The organism is Sorangium sp. So ce176, from assembly GCF_051519835.1.
In the GTDB taxonomy this organism is placed as follows: domain Bacteria; phylum Myxococcota_A; class Polyangia; order Polyangiales; family Polyangiaceae; genus Sorangium; species Sorangium cellulosum_G.
Genome location: NZ_CP150371.1, coordinates 10,554,050 through 10,577,918 on the forward strand (window position 1 = coordinate 10,554,050; position 23,869 = coordinate 10,577,918).

Annotated in this window: 19 protein-coding genes; 14 read left to right on the forward strand and 5 right to left on the reverse strand. The window is 72.9% G+C overall.

Annotated elements, in window-relative coordinates:
• Positions 1–123 precede the first annotated feature (123 nt).
• Complete coding sequence (locus WMF42_RS39895) at positions 124–492, forward strand: SCO family protein (RefSeq protein ID WP_437688326.1); 369 nt, start codon at positions 124–126, stop codon at positions 490–492.
• Positions 493–663: 171 nt separating this feature from the next.
• Here the strand turns inward: WMF42_RS39895 and WMF42_RS39900 are convergent, their stop codons facing one another.
• A complete protein-coding gene (locus tag WMF42_RS39900) occupies positions 664–1,371 on the reverse strand; it encodes an RNA polymerase sigma factor (protein ID WP_437688327.1) in 708 nt (235 codons plus the stop codon).
• A 511-nt stretch (positions 1,372–1,882) separates the two neighbouring features.
• On the opposite strand from WMF42_RS39900, the gene WMF42_RS39905 reads away from it, so the two are divergent.
• Both WMF42_RS39905 and WMF42_RS39910 read left to right on the forward strand, forming a co-directional pair.
• Positions 1,883–3,829, forward strand: coding sequence for a YgiQ family radical SAM protein (locus tag WMF42_RS39905; protein ID WP_061613400.1), 1,947 nt, complete (start codon positions 1,883–1,885; stop codon positions 3,827–3,829).
• Complete coding sequence (locus tag WMF42_RS39910) at positions 3,804–5,030, forward strand: aminotransferase class V-fold PLP-dependent enzyme (RefSeq protein WP_437688328.1); 1,227 nt, start codon at positions 3,804–3,806, stop codon at positions 5,028–5,030. Before WMF42_RS39905 ends, WMF42_RS39910 begins: the two co-directional genes overlap by 26 nt.
• A gap of 309 nt (positions 5,031–5,339) precedes the next feature.
• On the opposite strand, the gene WMF42_RS39915 is transcribed toward WMF42_RS39910, so the two are convergent.
• Together WMF42_RS39915 and WMF42_RS39920 are read right to left on the reverse strand one after the other, a co-directional pair.
• Positions 5,340–5,921: a hypothetical protein gene (locus WMF42_RS39915; protein WP_061613402.1), complete on the reverse strand. Its 582-nt coding sequence runs from the start codon at positions 5,919–5,921 to the stop codon at positions 5,340–5,342.
• 84 nt (positions 5,922–6,005) lie between these two features.
• The gene (locus WMF42_RS39920) at positions 6,006–6,884 is read right to left on the reverse strand and encodes a hypothetical protein (protein ID WP_061613403.1); all 879 of its coding nucleotides are present in this window, start codon (positions 6,882–6,884) and stop codon (positions 6,006–6,008) included.
• Positions 6,885–6,976: 92 nt separating this feature from the next.
• Here WMF42_RS39920 and WMF42_RS39925 point away from each other — a divergent pair, with 92 nt between their 5' ends.
• From WMF42_RS39925 to WMF42_RS39940, 4 genes are all read left to right on the forward strand, one after another.
• Complete coding sequence (locus tag WMF42_RS39925) at positions 6,977–8,842, forward strand: bifunctional homocysteine S-methyltransferase/methylenetetrahydrofolate reductase (protein ID WP_061613404.1); 1,866 nt, start codon at positions 6,977–6,979, stop codon at positions 8,840–8,842.
• Positions 8,843–8,917: 75 nt separating this feature from the next.
• On the forward strand, positions 8,918–11,599 hold the full coding sequence (locus WMF42_RS39930) for a M1 family aminopeptidase (RefSeq protein WP_437688329.1): 2,682 nt from the start codon (positions 8,918–8,920) through the stop codon (positions 11,597–11,599).
• Positions 11,600–11,643: 44 nt separating this feature from the next.
• Positions 11,644–12,432, forward strand: a complete 789-nt coding sequence (locus WMF42_RS39935; RefSeq protein ID WP_437688330.1) for an enoyl-CoA hydratase-related protein — start codon at positions 11,644–11,646, stop codon at positions 12,430–12,432.
• Positions 12,429–12,551, forward strand: coding sequence for a hypothetical protein (locus WMF42_RS39940; protein ID WP_267888157.1), 123 nt, complete (start codon positions 12,429–12,431; stop codon positions 12,549–12,551). Before WMF42_RS39935 ends, WMF42_RS39940 begins: the two co-directional genes overlap by 4 nt.
• Positions 12,552–12,806: 255 nt before the next feature.
• On the opposite strand, the gene WMF42_RS39945 is transcribed toward WMF42_RS39940, so the two are convergent.
• Entirely contained in the window at positions 12,807–13,970 is a 1,164-nt protein-coding gene (locus WMF42_RS39945) for an FAD:protein FMN transferase (protein WP_437688331.1), read from the reverse strand.
• Positions 13,971–14,043: 73 nt separating this feature from the next.
• Between WMF42_RS39945 and WMF42_RS39950 the strand changes: the two genes are divergently transcribed.
• Complete coding sequence (locus WMF42_RS39950) at positions 14,044–15,231, forward strand: amidohydrolase (RefSeq protein ID WP_061612860.1); 1,188 nt, start codon at positions 14,044–14,046, stop codon at positions 15,229–15,231.
• A 6-nt stretch (positions 15,232–15,237) separates the two neighbouring features.
• Here the strand turns inward: WMF42_RS39950 and WMF42_RS39955 are convergent, their stop codons facing one another.
• Complete coding sequence (locus WMF42_RS39955; protein WP_437688332.1) at positions 15,238–15,825, reverse strand: hypothetical protein; 588 nt, start codon at positions 15,823–15,825, stop codon at positions 15,238–15,240.
• Positions 15,826–16,043: 218 nt separating this feature from the next.
• Here WMF42_RS39955 and hemE point away from each other — a divergent pair, with 218 nt between their 5' ends.
• The 6 genes from hemE (at position 16,044) to WMF42_RS39985 (ending at position 23,823) form a co-directional block, all read left to right on the forward strand.
• A complete protein-coding gene (gene hemE / locus WMF42_RS39960; protein WP_437688333.1) occupies positions 16,044–17,093 on the forward strand; it encodes a uroporphyrinogen decarboxylase in 1,050 nt (349 codons plus the stop codon).
• A gap of 159 nt (positions 17,094–17,252) precedes the next feature.
• Positions 17,253–18,092, forward strand: coding sequence for a class II glutamine amidotransferase (locus WMF42_RS39965; protein WP_437688334.1), 840 nt, complete (start codon positions 17,253–17,255; stop codon positions 18,090–18,092).
• A 1,099-nt stretch (positions 18,093–19,191) separates the two neighbouring features.
• The gene (locus WMF42_RS39970; RefSeq protein ID WP_020741151.1) at positions 19,192–20,091 is read left to right on the forward strand and encodes a GGDEF domain-containing protein; all 900 of its coding nucleotides are present in this window, start codon (positions 19,192–19,194) and stop codon (positions 20,089–20,091) included.
• Positions 20,092–20,135: 44 nt separating this feature from the next.
• Positions 20,136–21,494, forward strand: a complete 1,359-nt coding sequence (locus WMF42_RS39975; protein WP_437688335.1) for an aspartate aminotransferase family protein — start codon at positions 20,136–20,138, stop codon at positions 21,492–21,494.
• A gap of 89 nt (positions 21,495–21,583) precedes the next feature.
• The gene (locus WMF42_RS39980) at positions 21,584–22,717 is read left to right on the forward strand and encodes an acyl-protein synthetase (protein WP_437688336.1); all 1,134 of its coding nucleotides are present in this window, start codon (positions 21,584–21,586) and stop codon (positions 22,715–22,717) included.
• Positions 22,717–23,823, forward strand: a complete 1,107-nt coding sequence (locus WMF42_RS39985; protein ID WP_437694411.1) for an acyl-CoA reductase — start codon at positions 22,717–22,719, stop codon at positions 23,821–23,823. Before WMF42_RS39980 ends, WMF42_RS39985 begins: the two co-directional genes overlap by 1 nt.
• The last annotated feature ends 46 nt before the right edge of the window (positions 23,824–23,869 follow it).

Sequence of the window (23,869 nt, forward strand, 5' to 3'; positions counted from 1 at the left end):
GAAGGACAAGGCGGTCGTCATCAACTTCATGTATACGCGGTGCGACGGCACCTGCCCTGGCACCACGGCCAACCTGCGCAAGGCTAGCGTGAGCTCGGCGACGCCGTCGGACGGGACGTGTTCATGTACTCGTTCACGCTCAAGCCGGTGGAGGACACGCCCGAGGCGCTGCGCGCGTACGCCGAGGCCCACGACGTCGGTCCTGGCTGGCTCTTCCTGACGGGGAGCCCGGCCGATCTCGAGCTCGTGCGGCGGAGGTTCGGCTTCGTCGACCCGGACCCGGACGTCGACGCCGACCGATCGTCGCACGTCGGCGTGGTCCTGTACGGCAACGTCGCCCACGAGCAGTGGGCTGGCTGCCCCTGCCTCTCGAACCCGCGGGTGATGCTCGAGCAGATCCTCTGGATGATCCCCGAGGAGAGGCGCCCGCTCATCGGCGTCGAGCCGCACGCCCCCGCGGAGATCAGCCAGATACCCCCGATCCAGCCTTGACCCGGGCCGGTCGCGGCGGCGGCTTCCGCTTCGTCATGATCCCGGAGGTCCTCGTGTCGCTCACCCGGAGCGCATCCCGTGAGGGCCGGTCCAGAGGCGGCGCCAGCAGGGGCTGCTCGAGCAGGACGCGCGTGCAGCGACGCCAGCGATCGCCGCCCGGCTTCACGACGCTCACGCTCCCGGCTCGCGCCGCCGGGGCGCCGGCCGCCGCCGCGTCGTCGCCTCGGAGGCGAACGGCCTGTCGCCGGGGCGCAGCGCGCTGCGTTGCTCGGCGCCGAGCCGCTTCACCGCCGCCCGGAAGTCCTCCCGGCCCAGCCTGAGCCGGTTCTGGGCCGTGTTCTCGTTGATCTGCAGCTCGCGGGCGATCTCCACGACCGGGATCTCGAGCATGTCGTGCATCACCAGCATCACGCGCCGCTCGGGGAGCAGGCTGGCGAGCAGCGCGTCGATCACCTCGGCCCGCTCCGTCGCTTCCACCTGCTGCTCCAGGCGGGGGCGCCGGTCGACCCCGGCGAAGATCGCGCTGCTCTGCAGGCCCACCGGGATCTCGCGGCGCCGGAAGGCCCGCTCGCGGTAGTGCGTGAGCTGCCGCCACGCGATCCCGAAGAGCCACCGGTACAGCGGGTCCCACGCCCGCCGCGCCCGCAGCCCGGCGAGGTAGGGGAGCACCCTGCTCAGCGGCACGGGCTCGCCGACGACGTCCTCCTCGTCGTCGTCGCGCGCCCCCAGCGCGGCGCGCAGCAGGCGGCTCGCGTCGAAGCTCTCCAGGCGGCGGTAGGCGACGAGGAGGATGTCGTGCAGCACGTCCTCGCGATCGTGCGGCGCGACGCCGTACCCGCGGAGCATCCTCCGGAGGAAGGGAGCGCCTACCTCGTGCACCACAGCGAAGCTGCGATGTTTCTCGCGGACGGCGTTATCTGATCGAGATTCCACATATAATTTTTACGAGCCATCATTCCGAGTCATTTGGGAACCTGCCTCCTCTCGCCAGAAACCCCGGTTTTTGTCGCAGTTTTTTTGTGACCGGCGCGCGACTCGCCCGCGCCTCGCCAGCCCTCGTGTCGCCCTGAATTCGATACTCGGTCACCAGAAGCCGTGACCAGGTCGTCGGGTGTCGAGTAACTTGAGCGTTTCCGCCGCGAAAACGCGTGGCGCCCCCCGGCCCGCCCGCCGCGCGCCGGCCTCTGTCGCGCATTTTCCGGCGCTCGCCGCCGGCCTCACCGAGCCCGGCGGCGCCCCCGGGCCCCCGCCAGGCCCTCGCCAGGGGCCCCGCCAGGCCCCCGCCAGGCCCCCCGCCCGAGGCCGCGCGATCGCGCCCGCCGGCGCCGCCCGCGCCCGCCCGGGCCGCCCCCTTGCCGTTCGCCCCCCCGGCCCGTAGGGTGACGGCGCCGTGCCCCTCCTCCAGCTCCGCCGCAGCGCCGGCGCCGCCGCCCGCGACCTCACCGCGTTCCTGCCGACGACCCGGGAGGAGATGCGCGCGCGGGGGTGGGACGCGCTCGACATCCTGCTCGTCAACGGCGACGCCTACGTCGACCACCCCGCCTTCGGCGCCGCCATCATCGGCCGCTTCCTCGAAGGGCGCGGCTTCCGTGTCGGAATCATCTCCCAGCCCCGCTACCAGGACACGAGCGACCTCCTGCGGATGGGGGTGCCCCGGCTCATGGTCGGGGTCACCGCCGGCAACCTCGACTCGATGCTCAACAAGCTCACCGCCCAGAAGAAGGTCCGCAGCGAGGACCAGTACTCGCCGGGCGGGCAGGTGGGCCTCCGCCCCAACCGGGCCTCGATCGTCTACGCCAACCTCTGCCGGCAGGCGTTCCCCGGCGTCCCCATCGTCCTCGGCGGCATCGAGGCGTCGCTCCGGCGCATCGCCCACTACGACTACTGGTCCGACCAGGTCCGCCGCTCGGTCCTTCTCGACGCCAAGGCCGACCTGCTCCTCTTCGGCATGGGCGAGAAGGCCGTCTGGGAGGTCGCCGACCGCCTCCGCCGCGGCGAGCCCGTCCGCTCGATCCGCGACGTCCGGGGGACGGCCTTCCCCATGCGCAAGGGCGAGTGGGAGCCGATCGAGGGCTCGCGCTACGTCGCCGACGGCAAGCCGGTGATCCTCCCGAGCTACGAGGAGGTCGCCGCGGACAGGCGCGCCTTCGCGGAGATGTCGCGCGCCTTCCAGTTCGAGACGAACCCCGGCAACGCGCGCCCGCTCCTCCAGGCGCACGGCGCCGAGGCTGTCTACTTCAACCCGCCCGCGTTCCCGCTGGAGACGGCCCAGATGGACGCGCTCTACGACCTGCCGTTCACCCGGGTGCCGCACTGGTCGTACGACGCGCCGATCCCCGCCTACGAGACGGTGAAGCACTCGGTCGTCACGATGCGCGGCTGCTTCGGCGGCTGCACGTTCTGCTCGATCACCGAGCACGAGGGCCGGGTCATCCAGTCGCGCTCGGCCGAGAGCATCCTGCGCGAGGTGCGGGCGCTCCGGCGCATGGACGGCTTCCGCGGCGTGCTCAGCGACCTCGGCGGGCCGACGGCGAACATGTACCAGATGCGGTGCAAGGACGAGGCGATCGAGAACGCATGCCGGCGGCTCTCGTGCGTCTTCCCGGAGGTCTGCGAGAACCTGAACACCGACCACGGCCCGCTGCTCAAGCTGATGAAGGCGGTGCGCGAGGAGGAGGGGATCAAGAAGGTCTTCATCGCCTCCGGCGTGCGCTACGACCTCGCCGAGCGGTCGCCCGAGTTCATCGAGGAGCTCGCCGCGCACCACACGGGCGGCCAGCTCTCTGTCGCCCCCGAGCACAGCAAGAAGGACGTGCTCGACAAGATGAAGAAGCCGGGCATCGAGAGCTACGAGCGCTTCGCCGAGCAGTTCCGGTGCGCGAGCGAGGAGGCCGGCAAGAACCAGTTCCTCGTGCCCTACTTCATCTCGGGGCACCCGGGCTCGACGCTCCGGGACATGGTCGACCTCGCCGTGTACCTGAAGAAGAACGGCATGCGGCCGCGCCAGGTGCAGGATTTCATCCCGACGCCGATGTCGATGGCCGCGTGCATGTACCACACGGGGATCGACCCGCTCACGCGCGAGCCGGTGTACACGGCGAAGGATCTGCGGGAGAAGAAGCTCCAGAAGGCGCTCTTGCTCTACTGGGATCCGGCGCACCACGACGAGGCGCGGGAGGCCTTGATCAAGGCGGGCCGCGGTGATCTCATCGGCACGAAGCCGCACTGCCTCGTGCCGCCCGCGGCCGGCAAGGGGGCGCCGCCGCGCTACCTCGCCAAGGTCCGCGGCGAGCGCCGTGGGAAGCCAGCCGATGCGACACACCGCCGAACCCGATAAGGACCGGACCTTCGCCGCGAAGCTCGGCGACCGCGGCCTGTTCCCGCACCTCGCGCCGCTCGTCTACGTGAACCACGCGGGGATCTCGCCCCCGTCGCGGCCGGTGCGCCTCGCGATGATCGCGCTGCTCGACGACTACGCCGCGCGGGGGGCGGCCGCGTTCCCGGCGTGGTTCGCGCAGCGCGCGCGGCTGCGCGCGAAGCTCGGCCGGCTCATCGGAGCGGCGGCTGACGACATCGCGCTGGTGCAGAGCACGACGCGCGGGCTGACCGACATCGCCCTCTGCTACCCCTGGCGGCCGCGCGACCGGGTGATCCTGTTCGAGGGCGAGTTCCCGGCCAACGTGACCCCGTGGCAGCGCGCTGCCGCGATGTTCGACCTGGAGCTCGTCTTCCTGCCGCTCGGCGGCTTCGCGGACGGCAGCGGCGCGGGCCTCGCCCGGCTCGAAGACGAGCTCCGGCGCGGCGCGCGGCTCGTCGCTGTGAGCGCTGTGCAGTTCCAGACGGGCCTCCGGATGCCGCTCGCCGCGATCGGCGCGCTCTGCCGCGCGCACGGCGCCGAGCTCTGCGTGGATGCCGTCCAGGCGGTCGGCGCGACGCCGGTGGACGTCGAGGCGGCGGGGATCGACTACCTCGCGTGCGGCGGGCACAAGTGGCTGATGGGCCTGGAGGGCACGGGCTTCCTGTACATCCGCCGCGAGCGCTTGCCGGCGCTCCGCCCCGCTGTCGCGGGCTGGCTGAGCCACGAGGACGGCGTGAGCTTCCTGCTGCAGGGTCCGGGGCACCTCCGGTACGACCGGCCGATCCGGCAGCGGGCCGATTTCGTGGAGGGGGGCAACCTCAACGCGGCTGGCTACGCCGGGCTCGAGGCGGCGGTGGATCTGATCCTGCAGATCGGGGTCGAGCGGATCCACGAGCACGCGAATCGCTTTCTGGATCCGCTCGAGGAGGCGCTCCGGGAGCGCGGCTGGGAGAGCCTGCGCGCGGAGGATCCGGGCTTGCGGGGGTGCGCGCTCGGGGTGAGGCCGCCGGGCGGCGTCTCGGTTGTGGAGCTGCACCGGGAGCTCACGCAGCTCGGGATCGCGTGCGCGATCCCGGACGGCGTGCTGCGGTTCTCCCCGCACTGGCCGAACGCGCTGGACGAGTGGGAGCAGGTGCTGCTCTCGACGGACGAGGCGCTCTCGCGGGTCGCGAGGGCGTGAGTCGCCGCGAAGGGGAGTCTCGGGTCAAACCTTCTGCTCGTCCGAGCACCGCCGTGTTCTGACCAGATAGGATAGCAGCCCGCGTCAGGGCTGCGCCTGGAGCTTCGTGTCTGTTTCGCGTTCGGAAGAATTCGAACCACAGAGGGCACAGAGGGCACAGAGGGCACAGAGGGCACAGAGGAAGAGAATCAATCTCTGGCCTCTCCATCCCTCTATGTCTCTTCTCTTCCTCTGTGCCCTCTGTGCCCTCTGTGGTTCAAACTCTCATGAACCAGAGATGGGCCCGGACGACGCGGTACTCGCGCCCCCTCACCGCCCCCGCTCGTAATCGAGCGCGGCCTTCTCCACGACGTCCCAGTCCCTCGCCGCCCGCTCGGCCTCTGCCACGAGCTCCGCCGTGAACAGCGTCAGCCCCCAGATGCCGTTGTCCCTCCGGCGGAACGGATACCGCGTCCCGCGCGCCGTCTCGACGGTCGCGCGCTCGCCCGTCACCTCCACCTTCCCGATGCCGGACAGGTCGCGCCGGAGGCGCGTGATGAAGCCCTGCCTCGCGGCGAGGTCGACCCACACGTCCGCCCCGTCCTCGGCCATCGCGTGCGCGCGGTACTGCTCGAGCAGGCGCGTGCGCTCCGGCTCCGGATAGCTCGCCTCGATCCGCTCGAACGCCTTCCGCCGGTAATCCCGGACCGTGTAGGCCGCGTGCTGCGCCCGGTCCTCGAGGTACGGGAAGCACGCGCGCGGCTCGCTCGCGCCGATGTTGTACGCGATGCGGAGATACGCGCCCTCGGGCGTCGTGTCCGGCGGAAACCGGTTCAGCTTGATCAAGACGAGCAAGAGCGCCACCGCAGCGACGGCGGCGGCGCCCCAGGTGATGGCGCGGCGACGGGTCATGTTCGAGCCTCCATGCGTGCGAGGGCGGCGCCCCGGCGCTGGCCTCCGCGCGTGGCGCTCGCGCCCGAGGCGCCGGGCCGGGGCCTAGAGGTGGCCGCCGAACTGCAGGTAGAGCGACGCGACCTGCCCCCTGTCGAACGCCGGCCCCGCCGGCTCGTCCAGCGCGAGGAGCAGGCCGGCCCGCATGAAGAAGGTCTTCTGGCTGTCGTACACGAAGTACGGCATCAGCGAGACCTGCGCGTCGTCGGCGGCGTCCGGCGCCGTCGGGACCCACACCATCCTCAGCGAGACGCCGCCGCCGAAGCCGGCGCGGCTCTGGAACTCGGGCTCGACCTTCGTCTGGAACACGACGTCGAGATCGTTCGAGCCCAGGTATCCGATGTTGCGCACCCGGTCGCTCAGCGGGGGCATGAACGTGAGATCGCCGCCCGCCCTGAGCACGAACGGGCGCCCGAACCGGTACTCGATGCCGCCGAACCCGCCGATCGGCAGCGTGTCCGTCGCCCAGAGGTGCGCGTCGTACAGGGCCATCGCCCACCCGGCGGACGCGGTGGCCCAGCGCCAGTCGACGTCATCGACCGCGTTGAGCGGCAGCGAGATGCGGCCGCCCGCGTACCACGTGAGCTTGCCGTCGATGTCCGAGTAGTAGAGCGCGAACGTGGGGTTGCCGAGGCCCGCGCGCGACTCGCTCCTGAGGTCGACGCCGCCGCGGCGGCTGTCGATCGAGAGCGCGACAGGGAACTGCAGGTTGATGAACAGGTCGGGCGTCGGCTCGAACTGCACGAACGGCACGGTGGCGAGCGACGTGCCGTAGTAGCGGGCGCTCCACATGTAGAGGTCCACGCCCGCGTCTGACCGGTGCACCGGCGGATGCCAGGCGCGCGCCTCGGGGGCGGCGGCGAGGAACGAGGCAGCGGCGGAGGCCGCCAGGGCGAATGCGCGGAGCCATCGGGGCGTGCTCATCTCGAGATCTGCCTACCGAGATCCTGACCGCGCCGTCAACCGCGTCGCGCCCCCCCTTCCTGAGAAGCCGGCGCGCCCCTACGATGCGCCCCATGTCCCGCACGAGACCCGAAGCCCCTCTCCTCGAGGCGCTCCAGCGCTCGATCCTCGTGTTCGACGGCGCGATGGGCTCGCTGCTCTACGAACGCGGGGTGTTCGTCACCCAGAACTTCGAGCAGCTCAACGTCACGCGGCCCGACCTCGTGAAGAAGGTCCACGCCGACTACGTCGCGGCGGGCGCGAACGTCATCGAGACGAACACCTTCGGCGCGAACCGGTTCCGCCTCGAGCGCTACGGGCTCGTCAACGAGGTGCGCAACTTCAACCTCGCGGGCGCGCGCATCGCGCGCGAGATCGCGGGCGGCGACGCGTACGTCGCCGGCTCGATCGGCCCCACCGGCCTCGTGCCCGGCGTGGCCACCCGCGACGACCTCGCCGCCGCGGCCGAGACCTTCGCCGAGCAGGCGGGCGCGCTCGCCGAGGGCGGCGTCGATGTCCTGGTTCTCGAAACATTTCGCCACCTCGACGAGATCAAGCTCGCCGTCGAGGCGGCGCGCAAGGCGGCGCCGGGGCTCCCGGTCCTCGCGTCGATGACGTTCGACACGAGCGGCGTCGTGGCCGACGGCAGCGAGCCCGAGCGCGTCGCCCGGACGCTGCGCGACTGGGGCGTCGACCTGCTCGGGGTCAACTGCGGCGACGGCCCGCAGCTCTCGCTCGCGATGGCCGAGCGGATGGCCACCGCCGGGCTCCCGCTCTGCGTGCAGCCGAACGCGGGCCTGCCCCGCACCGTCGACGGCCGCCTGCTCTACATGGCGACGCCCGAGTACTTCGACGTCTTCGCCCGCCGGATGATCCAGGCGGGCGCCGCGATGATCGGCGGCTGCTGCGGCACCACGCCGGAGCACGTCAAGTGGATGGCCAAGTCGGCCCGCATGCTCCGGGGCGGCGCCGCGCCCGAGGTCGCCGCCCGCCCGCACATCACGATGGACGCGCCCACCGGGAGCGAGCCCACCCCGCTCGGCGAGCGCAGCCCCCTCGCGGCGAAGCTCGCCGCCGGCAAGTTCGTCGTCTCCGTCGAGGTGAACCCGGCCCCCGGCCTCAACCCCGACAGCGCGCTCAGCGCGGCGAAGATGCTGATCGACAGCGGCGTCGACGTCGTGAACGTCGCCGACGGCCCGCGCGCCACCGCGCGCATGACGAACCTGGCCTTCTGCGCGCTCCTGCTCCAGCGCTACGGCATCGAGCCGATCCTGCACGTCTGCGGCCGCGACCGGAACCTCATCGGCCAGATGGCGCACCTGCTCGGCGCCCACGCGATCGGCATCAAGAACCTCGTCGTCATCACGGGCGATCCGCCGAAGGTCGGCGACTACCCGGAGGCGACCGCCGTCTACGACCTCGACTCGATCGGGCTGCTCCACATGGCGAGCACGATGAACCGCGGCCTCGACCCGGCCGGCAAGCCGATCCCGGGCGGCAAGACGTCGTTCCTGCTCGCCACCGGGCTCGAGCCGGGCGCCCCGGACCTCGACAAGGAGATCGCGCGCCTGGAGCGCAAGCGCGCCGCCGGGGCCGACATCATCATGACGCAGCCTGTCTTCCACCAGGATCTGCTCGCGAAGGTGCTGAAGCGCATCGAGCACCTGGGGATGCCGGTCCTCGTCGGCGTGCTGCCGCTGGTCAGCTACAAGAACGCCGAGTTCCTCCACAACGAGGTGCCTGGCATGCAGATCCCGGACGAGATCCGCGAGCGCATGCGCAAGGTGCCGGCCGGCCCCGAGGCGCGCAAGGAGGGGGTGAAGATCGCCCGCGAGATGCTCTTCTCGGTGCGCGACAGGGTCCAGGGGGCGTACCTGATGCCGCCGCTCGGCAAGTACGAGCTCGCGCTGGAGGTCCTCGACGGCCTCAAGAAGGGCTGAGCCGCCCGGCCGCCCGCCAGAGCGCGCCAGTTCTCCCTTGCAGGGCCGGGCGTCGCGCGGGGAAACTCGGCCGCGATGCCTCTAGAGTACCGGCTTCATTCGCGCTGCGCCTGCGGCTCCGTCCTGTCGTCGTCCGAGTTCGCGCTGGCCTCGCGTCCCTTCACGCTCGCCGGGACGAAGCGCGTCTACGAGCGCGCCCGCCCCTTCACGATCCGGCACATCGCCCTCGATCTCGCGCTCGACGTCGCGGAGCGCTCGATCCGCGGCACCGCGCGGCTCGAGGCGGTCCGCGTCGACCCCGGGGCGCGCGAGATCGCGCTCGACGCGATCGGCTTCGACCTGGAGGCGGTCGAGATCAGCGTCGGCGCCGGCGCCGCGCGCGCCGCGAAGCCCCGGCGCGGCGCGCGCGGCGTCGGCAACGCGGCGGGCGGCGCGTTCCAGCCGGCCGAGCACTCGTACGACGGCGAGACGCTCCGCGTGGCCGTGCCGCTCGACGCGGCCGAGGCGTCGATCCTTGTCCGGTACCGCGCGACGCCGCGGCGGGGGCTCTACTTCCTCCAGCCCGACGAGCACGTCCCCGACCGCCCGCGCCAGGTCTGGACGCAGTGCCAGGACGAGGACGCGCGCCACATCTTCCCCTGCATCGACAAGCCGCACATCAAGCAGACCACCGAGCTCCGCGCCGAGGTGCCGCCGGGCTGGTACTGCCTGTCGAACGGCGAGCTCGAGAGCGACGCGAAGTCGCAGAAGGCGGGCGTCTACCATTACCGGCTCGACGAGCCTCACCCGAGCTACCTGTTCACGCTGGTGGCGGGCGAGTTCGCGCGCATCGACGACGCGGCGCTCGACATCCCGCTCGCGTACTTCGTGCCGAAGGGGCGCGAGGATGACGGCCGCCGCACGTTCGCGCGCACGCCGGACATGATCCGCCACTTCAGCGAGAAGCTCGGCGTCAAATACCCTTTCCGCCGCTACGCCCAGGTGGTCGTGAGCGACTTCATCTTCGGCGGGATGGAGAACACGACCGCCACCACGATGTACGAGCACATCCTGCTCGACGACCGGGCGGCGCTCGACGTCTCGTCGGACGATCTCATCGCCCACGAGCTCGCGCACCAGTGGTTCGGCGATCTCGTGACCTGCCGTGACTGGTCGCACGGCTGGCTCAACGAGGGCTTCGCGACGTTCATGGAGCACGTCTATCGCGAGCACCACCTCGGCGCCGACGAGTACGATCACAGCCTGAAGGCGGATCTCGACTCCTACCTCGGCGAGGCGCGCGGGCGCTACCGGCGGCCGATCGTCTGTCAGGACTACGACGCGCCGCTCGACGTCTTCGACCGGCACCTCTACGAGAAGGGCGGCCTCGTGCTCCACCTGCTCCGCCGGGAGCTCGGGGACGAGCTCTTCTGGCGCGGGGTGAACACCTACCTCACGCGCCACGCGCGCGGGGTCGCGGAGACGCGGGATCTCGCCCGCGCGCTCGAGGACGTGAGCGGCAAGTCGCTGGAGCGCTTCTTCGAGCAGTGGGTCTTCCGCGCCGGCCACCCCGAGCTCGACGTGAAGATCGAGCTCGAGGGCGACCAGTGCACGGTGACCGTGAAGCAGACGCAGGCGCCCGGGCAGCACCCGAGCCGGGAGCACGCGCTCCAGCCGGAGGCCTCGACGCCGCCGGTGTTCGCGTTCGACCTGGCGCTCGATTTCGGCTTCGCGGAGGGCAAAGGCTCGAGCGTGCGCCGCGAGGTGCGGCGCGTGGATCAGCAGGCGCACACATTCGTCATCCCGCTCCCGCGGCGCCCTCGCTTCGTGGTGGTGGATCCGGACCTCAGGATCCTGGGCGAGGTCAAGGTCGACGCGCCCGCCGATCTGCTGCGGGCGCAGCTCGCGCACGCGCCGACGGCGCGCGGCCGTCTGCTCGCCGCGAAGCCGCTCTCGCGGCGCGACGACCCGCCGACGGCGCGGGCGCTCGGGCAGGCGCTCGCCGACGCGAACGAGTTCTGGGCGGTGCGCGCCGCTGCCGCCGGCGCGCTCGGCGCGCTCCAGTCGAGCGCGGCGTTCGCGCTGCTCGAGGGGAGCGCGGACGTGGAGCACCCGAAGGTGCGCCGCGCTGTCGCGGCCGCGCTCGGCAACTTCAGGTCGGCGAAGGCCGCGGAGGCCCTCTCCAGGCTGGCCCTGCGCGACGCGAGCTACCTCGTGCAGGCCGAGGCGGCGCGGGCGCTCGGGGCCACGCGGCAGGGCGCGGGGTTCGAGACGCTGATCGATCTGCTCGACCGCCCCTCGTGGGGCGAGGTCGTCCGCTGCGGCGTGATCGACGGGCTGGCGAACCTGCGCGACGAGCGCGCCGTGCCGCACCTCACGGCGCGCACGCGCTACGGCATCCCGACGCGGGCGCGCCGGGCGGCGATCATGGCGTTGCCGAAGCTCTCCAGCGATCGGCGGACGCGCGAGCTCCTCGAGGAGCTGCTCGACCAGCCCGATCCGTACCTGCGGGTCGACGTCGCGCGCGCGCTCGGCGATCTCGGCGACGGCCGGTCGCGGGGCGCGCTGCAGCGGCAGCTCGACCGCGATCTCGACGGCCGGGTGCGGCGGCGGATCCGCGAGGTTCTCCGCGACCTGGGCGGGGCGGGCAAGCGCGAGCTCGAGCGCCTGCGGGACGAGCTCGAGGCGCTGCGCCGCGACAACGCGGAGATCCGGGCGCGGCTGGGCAAGCTCGAGGCGGCGGGGAGCAAGGCCAAGAAGGCGGCCGACGCGAGGTGAGCGCGCCCCTTTGCCGCGCCGCCGCGGTCGGCTAGGGAGGCGTCATGTCCGAGGCCTCTCCCGTGAAGCTCGACCGCCGCGGCGCGGTCGCGGTGCTCACCATCGACCGCGCGGATCGCCGCAACGCGCTCTCCCGCGACGCGCTGCTCGCGTTCGGGCGCCTCGGGCGCGAGCTCGCGGACGACCCCGAGGTGCGGGCGATCGTGATCACGGGCGCCGGCGACAAGGCGTTCTGCGCCGGCGCCGACCTGAAGGAGCGGCAGGGCATGAGCCCGGACGACGTCCGCCGTCAGGTCGGCCTGTACCGGACAGAGCTCGGCATGCTCGCGCGGAGCCCGAAGCCGGTGGTCGCGGCGATCAACGGGGTCGCCTTCGGCGGGGGCCTGGAGCTCGCGTTGATCTGCGATCTCCGGGTGGCGGCGCCGCACGCCGAGCTCGCGCTCCCGGAGACGTCGCTCGGCATCATCCCGGGCGCGGGCGGCACGCAGCGGCTGCCGCGGGTGGTCGGCGAGGCGCGGGCGAAGGAGATGATCCTGCTCGGCCGGAGGCTCACGGCGACCGAGGCGCTCGCCTGGGGCCTCGTGAACCGGGTGTCGCCCGAGGGGACGCCGGTGGTCGACGACGCCATCGCGTGGATCGAGCCGATCGCGACAGGCGCGCCGATCGCGCAGGCCGCGGCGCTCCGTGCGATCGAGGACGGCTACGACGTGCCGCTGGAGCACGGTCTGGAGATCGAGCGGGTGCACTACGACGAGACGCTGCGCAGCGAGGACAGGCTGGAGGCGCTGCGCGCGTTCGCGGAGAAGCGGAAGCCGGTCTACAAGGGGCGGTGAGGGCTGCCCCGGCCCGAGGCGAGGGGGCGCAGGTCCTCGCCGCCTCCGGGGAGCAGCTCCCGGTGTGGGCCGAGCGGGTCCTCGTCGCAGGGACGCTGGACGAACTCATCGTGGGCTGAAACGCCGCGCATCGCGAGCTCTGGCCCTGCCCTGGGCTCTTGCGCGCGGCCCATCGGTCGCTGCGAGCCCCGCGGAGCGTGGTGACGTGAGGCTCGATGACGGAGGAGCCGCCACCATGGCAGCGAGCGTCATGCGCAATCGCGGAGCTCCAGCTCATCACCCTCGGCACCCCGCTGGAGCCTTCCGACGCGCCCCGGAAGCTTCCGGAGCGCGCGGGGCGCCTTCGCCCCCGGCTCCCGCCGCGCCCGCGCCCTCTACAATCCCTCCGTCGGCTGCCGGAGCACCTCGACCTTCCCCTCCAGCCGCTTCGACACCCACACCTTGTTGTTCCGGTCGACGATCACCGCCCCGCAGTCCTCGATCTCCTCGACCAGCGCGAGCCCCTTCTCCGCCCCCAGGATGAACACCGCGTCATCGATGGCGTCCGCCGTCAGCGCGTCCTTGGCCCAGAGGGTCACGCTCCGGCTCTCGGTCGCCGGGAACCCGGTCCGCGGATCGAGGATGTGGTGGTAGCGCCTGCCGTCCTTGATGAAGCCCCGCTCGTAGTCGCCCGCCGTCGAGAAGGCGTGGTCCTCCACCTCGATCATCGCGAAGTAGTCGTTCGCGTCCTTGCCGCGCGGATCCCGCACCCCCGCCCGCCACCGCGAGCCGTCCGGCTTCTTCCCCGCGATGTACAGATCGCCGCCCGCCTGCACGAAGAACGACGTCAGCCCCTCCGCCCGCAGCACCTGCGCCGCCGCGTCGACGGCGTACCCCTTCGCGATCCCGCCGAGGCTCAGCCGCATCCCGGGCCTCGCGAGCATCACCGTGCGCCGCGCGCTGTCGATCGCGATCTGCCGGTAGTCGATGAGCGCGCGCGCCCTCTCGACGTCCTCCCTCGGCGGCACGTTGTCGTCGATGTCCTCGTCGAACTTCCAGAGCCCGTGCATCGCCTCGAACGTGATGTCGAAGACCCCCCCGGATCGCTCGCTGATCCAGAGGCTCTTCTCGATCACGGCGAGCGACTCCGGGCTCACCTCCACCGCGCCCTTGCCGGCCGCCGCGTTGACCCGCGACAGCTCGCTGTCCGGCCGCCACGTCGTCATCAGCCCCTCGAGCCTGCGGATCTCGGCGACCGCCTTCTCCAGCCGGCCCCTGATCGCCGCCTCATCCATCACGTCGCTCGTGTAGGCGGCGAGGACCAGGCTCGTGCCCATCGCCCTCGCCTCGACCACGACGCGGGCGGGCGCTGCCTGCGCCTGCGCCGCCTGGGACGGCCCAGGCGAAGCGGCGTCGGTCGAGGCAGCCGGCGCGCTCTCCTGAAGCGCACGCGCACGCGCGCACGCCGGCACGTCGCACGCGGCGGGCGCGAGCATCGCCCCGAGGCAGAGGCGGAGGGAGCAGACGAGGAAGCGCGAGGAACAGCGCGGTCCGTGCATGCGAGATCCTGACTCCTTGAGCGCCACCATGGCCCAGGCGCGGCGCGCAGATCCAGAGTAGTATCGCCCCGCCATGAGCCTCGACCCGAGCCGCATCCAGCGCGACATCGACGACCTCTCCCCCGAGCTCCGCGACATCGCCGGGCGCATCCACGCGAACCCCGAGCTCCGGTTCGCGGAGCACAAGGCCGCTGCGTGGATCGCCGAGGCCGTCGAGAAGCACGGCGTCCAGGTCGAGCGCGGGCTCGGCGGTATGCCCACCTCGCTGCGCGCGCGCATCGGCCAGGGCAAGGGCCCGCACCTCGCCATCCTCGCCGAGTACGACGCGCTCCCGGAGATCGGCCACGCCTGCGGGCACAACCTCATCGCGGCCGGGGCGCTCGGCGCCTTCCTCGCGCTCGCCCGGCAGAGGGACGCCGTGGCCGGCACCATCGACCTCGTCGGGACGCCCGCCGAGGAGGGCGGCGGCGGCAAGATCAGGCTGCTCGAGGCCGGCGCGTTCGAGGGCGTCGACGCCGCGATGATGTTCCACCCGTTCGACCGCGACCTGCTCGCCCACGACACGCTGGCCAGCACCTGGCTCGAGCTCCAGTTCCGCGGCAAGCCGTCGCACGCCGCGCTCGCGCCGTGGGACGGCAACAGCGCGCTCACCGCGTGCCTCGACACCTTCCGCCTCATCGACGGCCAGCGCGTCCACTTCCGCGACGGCGTCCGGGTGCACGGGTTCATCAAGAGCGGCGGCCAGGCGGTCAACATCATCCCGGAGCTCGCGGTGGCCGAGTTCTCTGTCCGCGCCCTCGACACCGAGGAGCTCGCCCGCGTGCGCGCCATCGTCGAGCGCTGCGCCCGCGGCGCGGCCATGGCGAGCGGCGTCGAGCTCACGCTCGTCGACCAGGGCGGCTACAAGAACATGGTCAACAACCGGAAGATGGCGCGCCGCTTCGGCGAGCACCTGCGCGCCCTCGGCCGCTCCCCCCTGGAGATGGACCCCGCCGTCGGCACCGGCTCGACCGACATGGGCGACGTCTCCCACGCGCTCCCCGCCATCCACCCGTGGATCGCGATCTGCGGCAAGGACGAGACGACATGCCACCAGCACGCGTTCGCCGCGCGCGCCGCGAGCCCCGCCGGTCAGGACTCGATGCTGATCGCCGCCAAGGCGATGGCGATGACGTGCGCGGATCTCCTGCTCGATCCCGAGCTGCGGAGGGCCGTGCGCGAGGAGTTCGCGCAGCGCAAGGCCGGCGCGAGCGCGGCCTGAGCCGGCTCAGCCGTCGTCCTGCAGCGGGTTGCCGAGGTCGTCCATCAGCCCGGTCCCCCCCTCGATCGGGATCGCCCGCGCCAGGGCCACGCGCTCCAGCACCACCGACAGCGCGATCTTGTCGCCCACGTCCGGCAGCCACGTGCGCGACCCGTCCCAGAGATCCAGCCGGATGTTGCCCGACAGCTTGCCCTCCGCCTTGTCCGCCCCCGCGTCTCCGGCGCCCGCCCGCGCGGGCGGCACCGACATCCTGTCGATCTGCGACCAGGCGAAGCGCCGCACGCGCGGCAGCCCGAACCCGAGCAGCTCGCGCAGCTCGATCCCGTCCGGGTGCACGACCACGCCGCGCATCTGCTCGCGCAGCACCGCCGCGAGCGCGCTCACGCACAGGATGATGGCGCAGACGCTCGACGACACGAGCCGGTGCCGGTCCCCCTCGACCACGTACTGGAAAATTCGAGAGCTCGAGGGGGCGTTCTGGCCATAGAGGATCACCGCCGTCACGACGATGGCGAAGGCGAAGTAAAGCAGCGCCGGGATGCGCTCCTTCAGCGGCGGCCCGAACGCGATGCGCTTCTCGGGCCTGTACGTCATGTCAAAGCCGGGAGGTCTGGAGGGACGCGCCATGTCCCCAGTCTACACGGCGACCGAGCCAGCGCTTGGGTCCCACCCTTCGCGCCGCCCGCCGTGGAGGCCGGCCACCGCGCTCCCCGCGGCGCTGGGAAGCGTCCAGAAACTGATTGCCGGGGGGTGGCTGAACGGACATGAAGGAACGCCCCGAGGGCGTCCCTCGACCCATCCTGGAGCCAGCCATGCACGATCGCTTCCTGCGCGCCTGCCGGCGTGAGCCGACCGATGTCACGCCCGTGTGGTTCATGCGCCAGGCCGGCCGGTACATGGCGGAGTACCGGGAGCTCCGGAAGAAGTACACGCTCCTCGAGATCTGCAAGACGCCCGAGCTCGCGCTCGAGGTGACGCTCCAGCCGCTGCGGCTCGGCATGGACGCGGCGATCCTCTTCGCCGACATCCTGCTGCCGCTCGAGCCGATGGGCGCCCCGTTCGAGTTCGCGAAGGGCGAGGGCCCGGTCATCCACGAGCCCGTGCGCGACCGGGCGGGCATCGAGCGGCTGCGCGTGTTCGAGCCGGAGGAGGGCCTCGGCTACGTGCTCGACGCCGTGCGGCTCATCCGCAAGGAGCTCGACGGCAAGACGCCGCTCATCGGCTTCGCCGGCGCGCCGTTCACCATCGCGAGCTACCTCGTCGAGGGCGGCAAATCGAGCGACTACCGGCTCACGAAGCAGATCATGTGGAGCGATCCCGAGGCGTGGTCGGCGCTGATGGGCAAGATCTCCGAGGTCGTCCGCCGCCTGCTCCGCGCGCAGGTCGCCGCGGGCGCGCAGGCGGTGCAGCTCTTCGACTCGTGGGTCGGCTCGCTCTCGATCGACGACTACCGCGAGCACGTGCAGCCGCACGTGCGGTACATCCTCCAGGACCTCGAGGCGACAGGGATCCCGGTCATCCACTTCGGCACGAACACGGGGGCGCTGCTCGAGGCGCAGCGCGACGCCGGCGGCACGGTCATCGGCGTCGACTGGCGCACGCCGCTCGACAAGGCGTGGCAGCGCATCGGCCACGATCGCGCCGTGCAGGGCAACCTCGACCCGCTGCTGCTCTGCGCGCCCCGGGAGGTCGCCGTGCGCCGCGCGCGGGCGGTGCTCGCCGAGGCCGGCGGGCGCGCCGGGCACATCTTCAACCTCGGCCACGGCATCATCCCCGAGACGCCTGTCGACACGGTGAAGGCCGTCATCGACCTCGTCCACTCCATCCCGCGCTCGTCGTTCCAGTCCGACGCGGACCGCTGACGCGGCGCCCCGCCCGCCGCGCGGCCGGCCAGGAGCGCGCGGCCCGCCGCGCGGCGGTCGGAGGGCGCCGGCGCATCGACGCGCTGGCGGCAGACCTCTACGGCGCATCGACTCGCCGGTCGCAGCCACCTCCTGCGGTGGTATCGTGCAGCCGCGAGCATGTGCGAGCTCCTCGGCATGGAGTGCAACGTCCCGACGGACATCGTCTTTTCGTTCAACGGTCTGCGGCACCGGGGCGGCCGCACCGGCCCGCACGCCGACGGCTGGGGTCTCGCGTTCTTCGAGGGGCGCGCCGCGCGCGTCTTCCTCGATCCGAGCCCCGCCGCGGAGAGCCCGCTGGCGCGGTTCCTCAGCGAGACCCCGATCAAGACGCTGCTCGCGATCGGCCACATCCGGCGCCGCACCCGCGGCGACGTCCTGCTCGCCAACACGCACCCGTTCGTGCGGGAGCTCTGGGGCCGGCACTGGGTCTTCGCGCACAACGGCACGCTGCCCCGCGTGCGGCGCCGCGCGCTGGGCCGCTTCAACCCCATCGGCACGACCGACAGCGAGCACGCCTTCTGTTACCTGCTGGAGGGGCTCCGCAGCGCGTTCCCCGGCTATCCGCGCCGGACCAGCGAGCTCTGGGAGGCGGTCGCGGCGCTCGGCGGCGAGCTCGGCCAGGATGGCACGTTCAACTTCCTGCTCGGCGACGGCCGCCACCTCTTCGCCCGCTGCGCCACCCGGCTCTGTTACATCGTGCGCAAGGCCCCGTTCGGCGTCGCGGCGCTCGTCGACGACGACGTCCGCGTCGACTTCTCCGCCGTGACGAGCCCGAAGGATCGCGTCGCGGTCGTCGCGACCACCCCGCTCACAGCGAACGAGACCTGGACCCCGGGGCAGCCCGGCGAGCTCTGGGTGTTCGACGGCGGCGAGCTGCGCGCGACGCTCCCCTCGCGCGCGGCGCCCCCCTCTCGCGCGGCGCGCGTGTCGCTCGCCTCCCGCGCGCCGCGCGCGTGACCGAGGCCCGACCCGGGCTCTCGCGCTCGCTCCCGGCGGCTCGCGCTGGCGGGCACCGGTCGTCAACACCTTCGTTGCGGTCGAGCTCGGATTCTCGACGCCCTCTTCGGCGCTGACCCGGCGTCACATCTGTCGCGCCTGTCGCCTCCGCAGTCTCTGCTGGCTTTGCCGCCTCTGCCGCCTCTGGTCACCTCGCGCGTCGCGGCTGAGCTCGAACATTCGATATAGCTTCGGGACGGACGGTTCCAGCAAAGACGGAGCGTGGCTAACCCTCAGAGGGCGTGAAACGCTGTGCTCCGAGGATCATCCCAGGAGAAAGCACGCGGCCATGCCGGTCTGGAGGCGGGAACGGGCGGCCGGAAATGAAAAACGTCGCGACGGACCTGGGGGGGGAAGGTCTCCGCCGCGACGCATGTCTATCCTACGCACCCGGTATGCCAAGTCAACCAACCGGCGCTCCTCAGCAGCAGACCCGAGCGCGGCGCGCAGCGACGGCGTGCGCAGCGGTCAGTTCAGCGTTGTGATGCACCCTGGTTTTGAGGCAGAACTCGCGCAGCCTCGTCCCGCAGCGGACATGCCGACCGAACAGACACATCGTGCTCCAGCGAACCATTCTCTGCCCTGCAGGCCCAACTGCTCGCCGGACGGGTGGCGGCGCGCCCGGGAAACGCATAGAGAGAGCCGCATCGTCGACAGCGCGGGCTGTACAAGAGGAGACGGGCAGCGTGTCAACTGCGATGGACACGCACAATGCCCCACAATGCACGTGAGCGAGCACAGGGATGTGGTGCGGAGTGAGCGGCAGGGGGCGGACGGCGTGCGGGGAACAAGCCGAGAACGTGGAAGGGTGCGACGGAGCGCAGAGGGCGACGTACGCCGCTGTCAGGTCAGGAGGGCGGAGGAAGCACCGAAGACAGCGTCGCCCGGATGGGCGTCTTGACGGGAGTCGGGACATGTCAGTACGCTTTGATCTCGGGCGAGCTAAGGCATATCGAGCCGTCGGATCGCGACCGAAGCGCCGCGCCCGGGTAGGTTCCGTCTCCGGAGGAGCTCGAGACGTGTCGAAGCTAGGTCGCACGACGGGTTGGGCTGAGCGCGCGTGAGCGACTTCGACGAAAAGACTCGTGTAACGCAGGTGGTCCAGCCCCCACCGGGCGGCGGCAGCAAGAACACGACCGACTGCCTGGTCGTGATCTACACGAAGGAGCCCACGCTGCTCGGCAAGCGGTTCGTGCTGGAGCACAACCCGACGCGGGTCGGCCGCGGGGCCGACAACCACATCGTGCTCGACGGCGACTCGGTGTCACGACGCCACGCCCATTTCGAGCAGCGGCCGAGCGCCTGGATGGTCGTCGACGACGGGAGCACCAACGGGACGTACTGCAACGATGAGCAGATCTCCCGCGAGGTGGTGCTGAAGAACGGAGACCGGGTGAAGATCGGCCCCACGATCTTCAAGTTCCTGTCCGGCGCCGACGTCGAGGCGCAATACCACGAAGAGATCTACCGGATGACCATCATCGATGGTCTCACGCAGATCCACAACAAGCGCTACCTCTACGAGGCGCTCGAGCGCGAGATCATCCGCGGGCGCCGCCACGAGCGGGACCTCGCGATCCTCCTGTTCGACATCGACCACTTCAAGCGCATCAACGACGTCCACGGCCACCTGGCCGGCGACTTCGTGTTGAAGGAGGTCGCGCGCATCGTGCAGAGCCGCATCCGCCGCGATGAGGTGTTTGCGCGGTACGGCGGCGAGGAGTTCGCGATCATCCTGCCCGAGACGTCCATCGAGGGCGCCGCGGCGCTCGGCGAGACCCTGCGACAGAAGGTCGCGGAGCACCTCTTCGTCTTCCAGGCCGACAGCATCCGCGTGACGATCAGCGTCGGCGTGGCGCTGCTGCAGGAGGGCGATCGCACCGCGAACGACCTCATCAAGCGCGCCGACGAGCGCCTCTACCACGCGAAGAACAGCGGAAGAAACCGGGTGTGCGCCTGAGCTCCAGGCCTCGGTTGCGCTAAGGGTCCGGCGGAGGAACGACGATGCCGAACAGCGAGCTGCCGCCCTCGGCGGCGCTGGGCGCGGGCGACGGCGGCGAGCTGCCCGAGGTGCGGGTGCCGCCGCCTGGGCCCCTGTCGCGGAGCGCCCTCGAGCGGCTCGAGCGCGTCGAGTGCCCGGCGTTCGGCCGGCGCCGCGAGGCGCGGGCGCAGAAGAGCGGCGCCGACATGCTGCCCATCGTGCTGTCGCACGGGCGCGGCGCGAACGTCTGCGACGTCGACGGCAACCGCTACGTCGACCTGTGCTCGGGCTTCGGCGCGCTGCTGCTCGGCCACGCGGCGGAGCCGGTGCGGCGCGCGACGGAGGTGCAGATGGCGCGGCTGACGCTCGCGCTGGGCGACGTGTACTCGGCGGACGTGAAGATCGCGCTGCTGGAGCGCCTCGCGGCGCTGCACCCCGGGCCCTCGCCCATGGCGCTGCTCGGCCAGAGCGGCAGCGACGCGGTCACGGCGGCCATCAAGACGGCGGCGCTCGCGACCGGGCGGCCGGGGCTCGTCGCGTTCGAGGGCGCCTACCACGGCCTCGGGTACGCGCCGCTCGCGGCGTGCGGGCTGCGCGAGAGCTACCGGGCGCCGTTCGCCGAGCAGCTCAACCCGCGCGTGACGTTCGCGCCGTACCCGCGCGACAAGGCGGGCGCCGCGCGCTCGCTCGACGCGATCGAGGCGGCGCTGCGCGGCGGCGAGGCGGGCGCGGTGCTCCTCGAGCCGATCCTCGGGCGGGGCGGCTGCGTCGTGCCGCCGGACGGGTTCCTGCGCGCGGTGTGCGAGGCGGCGCGCCGGCGCGGGGCGCTCGTGATCGCCGACGAGATCTGGACCGGCCTCGGTCGGTCGGGGGCCATGACGCGCACGGGCGAGATCGGGGCGCCCGTGGACATCGTCTGCTTCGGCAAGGGGCTCGGCGGCGGGCTGCCGATCTCCGCGTGCGTGGCGCCCGAGCCGATCATGCGGGCGTGGGCGCGCGAGGGCGAGGTGGTGCACACCTCGACGCACTCCGGGTCGCCGCTCGCGTCGAGCGCCGCGCTCGCGACGCTCGACGCCCTCGACGCAGGCCAGCTCGCCGCGCGCTCGCGCGACGTCGGCGCGCGCTTCCAGCAGGCGCTGCGGGAGGCGCTCGCGCGCGCGCCGGGCGTCGTCGACGTGCGGGGCGCCGGGCTCATGGTCGGGGTCGAGCTCGAGAGCGCCGAGCTCGGGCTCCGGGCCATGCGCGGGATGCTGGCCGAGGGCTACCTGATCCTCACGGGGGGGGTGCGCGGCGAGACGCTGACGCTGACGCCGGCGCTCACCATCCCCGAGGCGCTGCTGTCGGCCGCGGCCGGCGCGCTCGCGCGCGTGCTCGCGGGCTAGGGCGAACGCCGCGCGCGGCGCTCGACATGGCCCGCGCGCTGGCCGCGGCGGCCCCCGCGCGCGGGGCGGCGCGTGCTATCCCGGTCCCCGTGGAACCACCCGACCAGAGCGAGGCGCTGCACCGGCGCGCGCGGGCGTTCATCGAGGCGTCGCTCCTCCCGGGCGGCGCGGCGCTCCCGGAGACCTTCGACGCGCTCGCGATCGCGCTCGCCCGGCACCAGGCCGCGCGCTGCGCGCCGGTCGCCCGCCTCTTCACGGCGCGCGGCGCGGACGTCGCCGCGATCGAGCGCGCCGACGAGATCCCCGCGGTGCCGTGCGACGTCTTCCGGTTCGCGCGCGTCGCGGCCCACCCGCCGGCGGCGGACGAGCGCGTCTTCCGCACGAGCGGGACCTCCCTCGGCGCGGCGTCCCGCGGCGAGCACCCGTTCCGCACCACCGCGACGTACGAGCTCGCCGCGCTCGCCTGGGGCGAGCGCCTGCTGTGGCCCGACGGCGCGCGGCTCCGGGCGCTCGTCCTGGCGCCGCCGCTCGACGAGGCGCCGGACTCGTCGCTCGGCTTCATGATCGATCGCTTCGCGGCGCGCCTCTCGGGGCCGGCGACGTGGCACGTGCGCGGCGGCGAGCTCGACGCCGGCGGCTTCGCCCGCGCGTGCGGCGAGGCGCGCGCCGCGGGCGAGCCTGCCATCGTGCTCGGCACCTCGTTCGCGTTCGTGCACCTGCTCGAGGCGCCGCTGCCCGGCGGCGCGACGCTGCTGCCCGCAGGGAGCCGGGTCATGCAGACCGGCGGCTACAAGGGCCGCTCGCGCGAGGTGCCCGCGGACGAGCTGCGGGCCTCGATCGCGCGGGCGCTGGGGGTGCCGCCCTCGCACGTCGTGGGCGAGTACGGCATGACGGAGCTCTCCAGCCAGCTCTACGAGGGCACGCTCGCGGCGGCGCTCGGCGGCCCCGCTGTCGCGGCGCGCGCCGCGCCGGGGCTCTACCACGCGCCGCCCTGGACGCGCGTCACCGCGGCGGACCCCGAGACGCTCGCGCCGCTTCCGGCCGGCGAGATCGGGCTCGCGCGGATCGTCGATCTCGCGAACGTCGACTCGGCCGTCGCCCTCCAGACAGCCGACCGCGTGCGCGTCACCGAAGACGGCGTCGAGCTCCTCGGCCGCGCGGCCGGTGCGCCGCCGCGCGGCTGCTCGATCGCGCTCGACCAGATGCTCGGCGGCGGCCCGTGATGGACGCCGGCGCGGCGCGGCGCCGCCGGGTCGAGCGCGCTGTCGCCGCGGCGGCGCGGATCGCGGACCCGCGCGATCCGCTGGGCGAGGAGGCGCGCCGGCGGTTGCCCTCGACGAGCGGCCTCTCCCCCGAGGGCGTGGAGCTCGCGCTCGCGCGCCACCTCGAGGTCGCGCCGAGCGGCGGCGAGCTCGACGCCCTCGTGACGACCGCGGGGCGCGCGCGCCGCTGCCAGGTGATCCTGGCCGCCAACGTGTGCACGGCGCCGCTGCGGGCCATCGCCGTCGCGGCGGCGACGGCGCCGGAGGTCCTCGTGCGCCCGTCCCGCCGCGATCCCGTCGTCGCGGAGCTCCTCGTGCGCGCGCTGCAGGCCGACGAGGCGTTCGCCCGCGCCGGCGGCGCCATCGCGCTCGTCGCCGATCTCGCGCTCGAGGACGCCGGCGAGGGCGCCGCCGGCGATGCGCCGCGCGCCGAGCTGCACATCTACGGCTCGGACGAGACCGTGGCGGCGCTGCGGGCCCGGGCCGGCCGGGGCGTGCTCGTGCGCGGGCACGGCGCCGGCCTCGGGCTCGCCGTGGTCGGCCCCGCCGCGGACATCACCGAGGCGGCGCGGGACATCGCGGACGACGTCGTGCCGTTCGATCAGCGCGGGTGCCTGTCGCCGCGCTTCGTGCTGGTGGAGGGGCCGGCCGGGCGCGCGGAGGCGCTCGCGCGCGCCCTGCACGAGGCGCTCGGGCAGGCGGGGGCGCGCGTCCCGCGCGGGCCGATCGACGGCGCCGCGCGCGCCGAGATCGCCATGTACAGGGCGACGCTCGAGGCGGTGGGCTCGTTCTGGGAGGGCGAGGGGCACGGGGTCGGCCTGGACGCGGCGCCGCGCTCGCTGCTGCTGCCGCCCGCGGCGCGCGTCGTCCACGTGGCGGCGAGCAGCGCGGAGGCGGCGGCGGCGCTTCTCGCGCCGATCCGCGGCGCGATCACCGCCATCGGCGCGGGCGGCGGCGGGGAGCTCGCGCGCGCGGCGTCCGCGGCGGCCCCGCGCGCCCGGGTCTCGGCGCTCGGATGGATGCAGCGCCCGCCCCTCGACGGCCCCGTCGACCTGCGCACGCGCTGACGGCCTGAACCGGGCTGCCGGCCGGCGGCGCGCCGGAGCGCGCCCA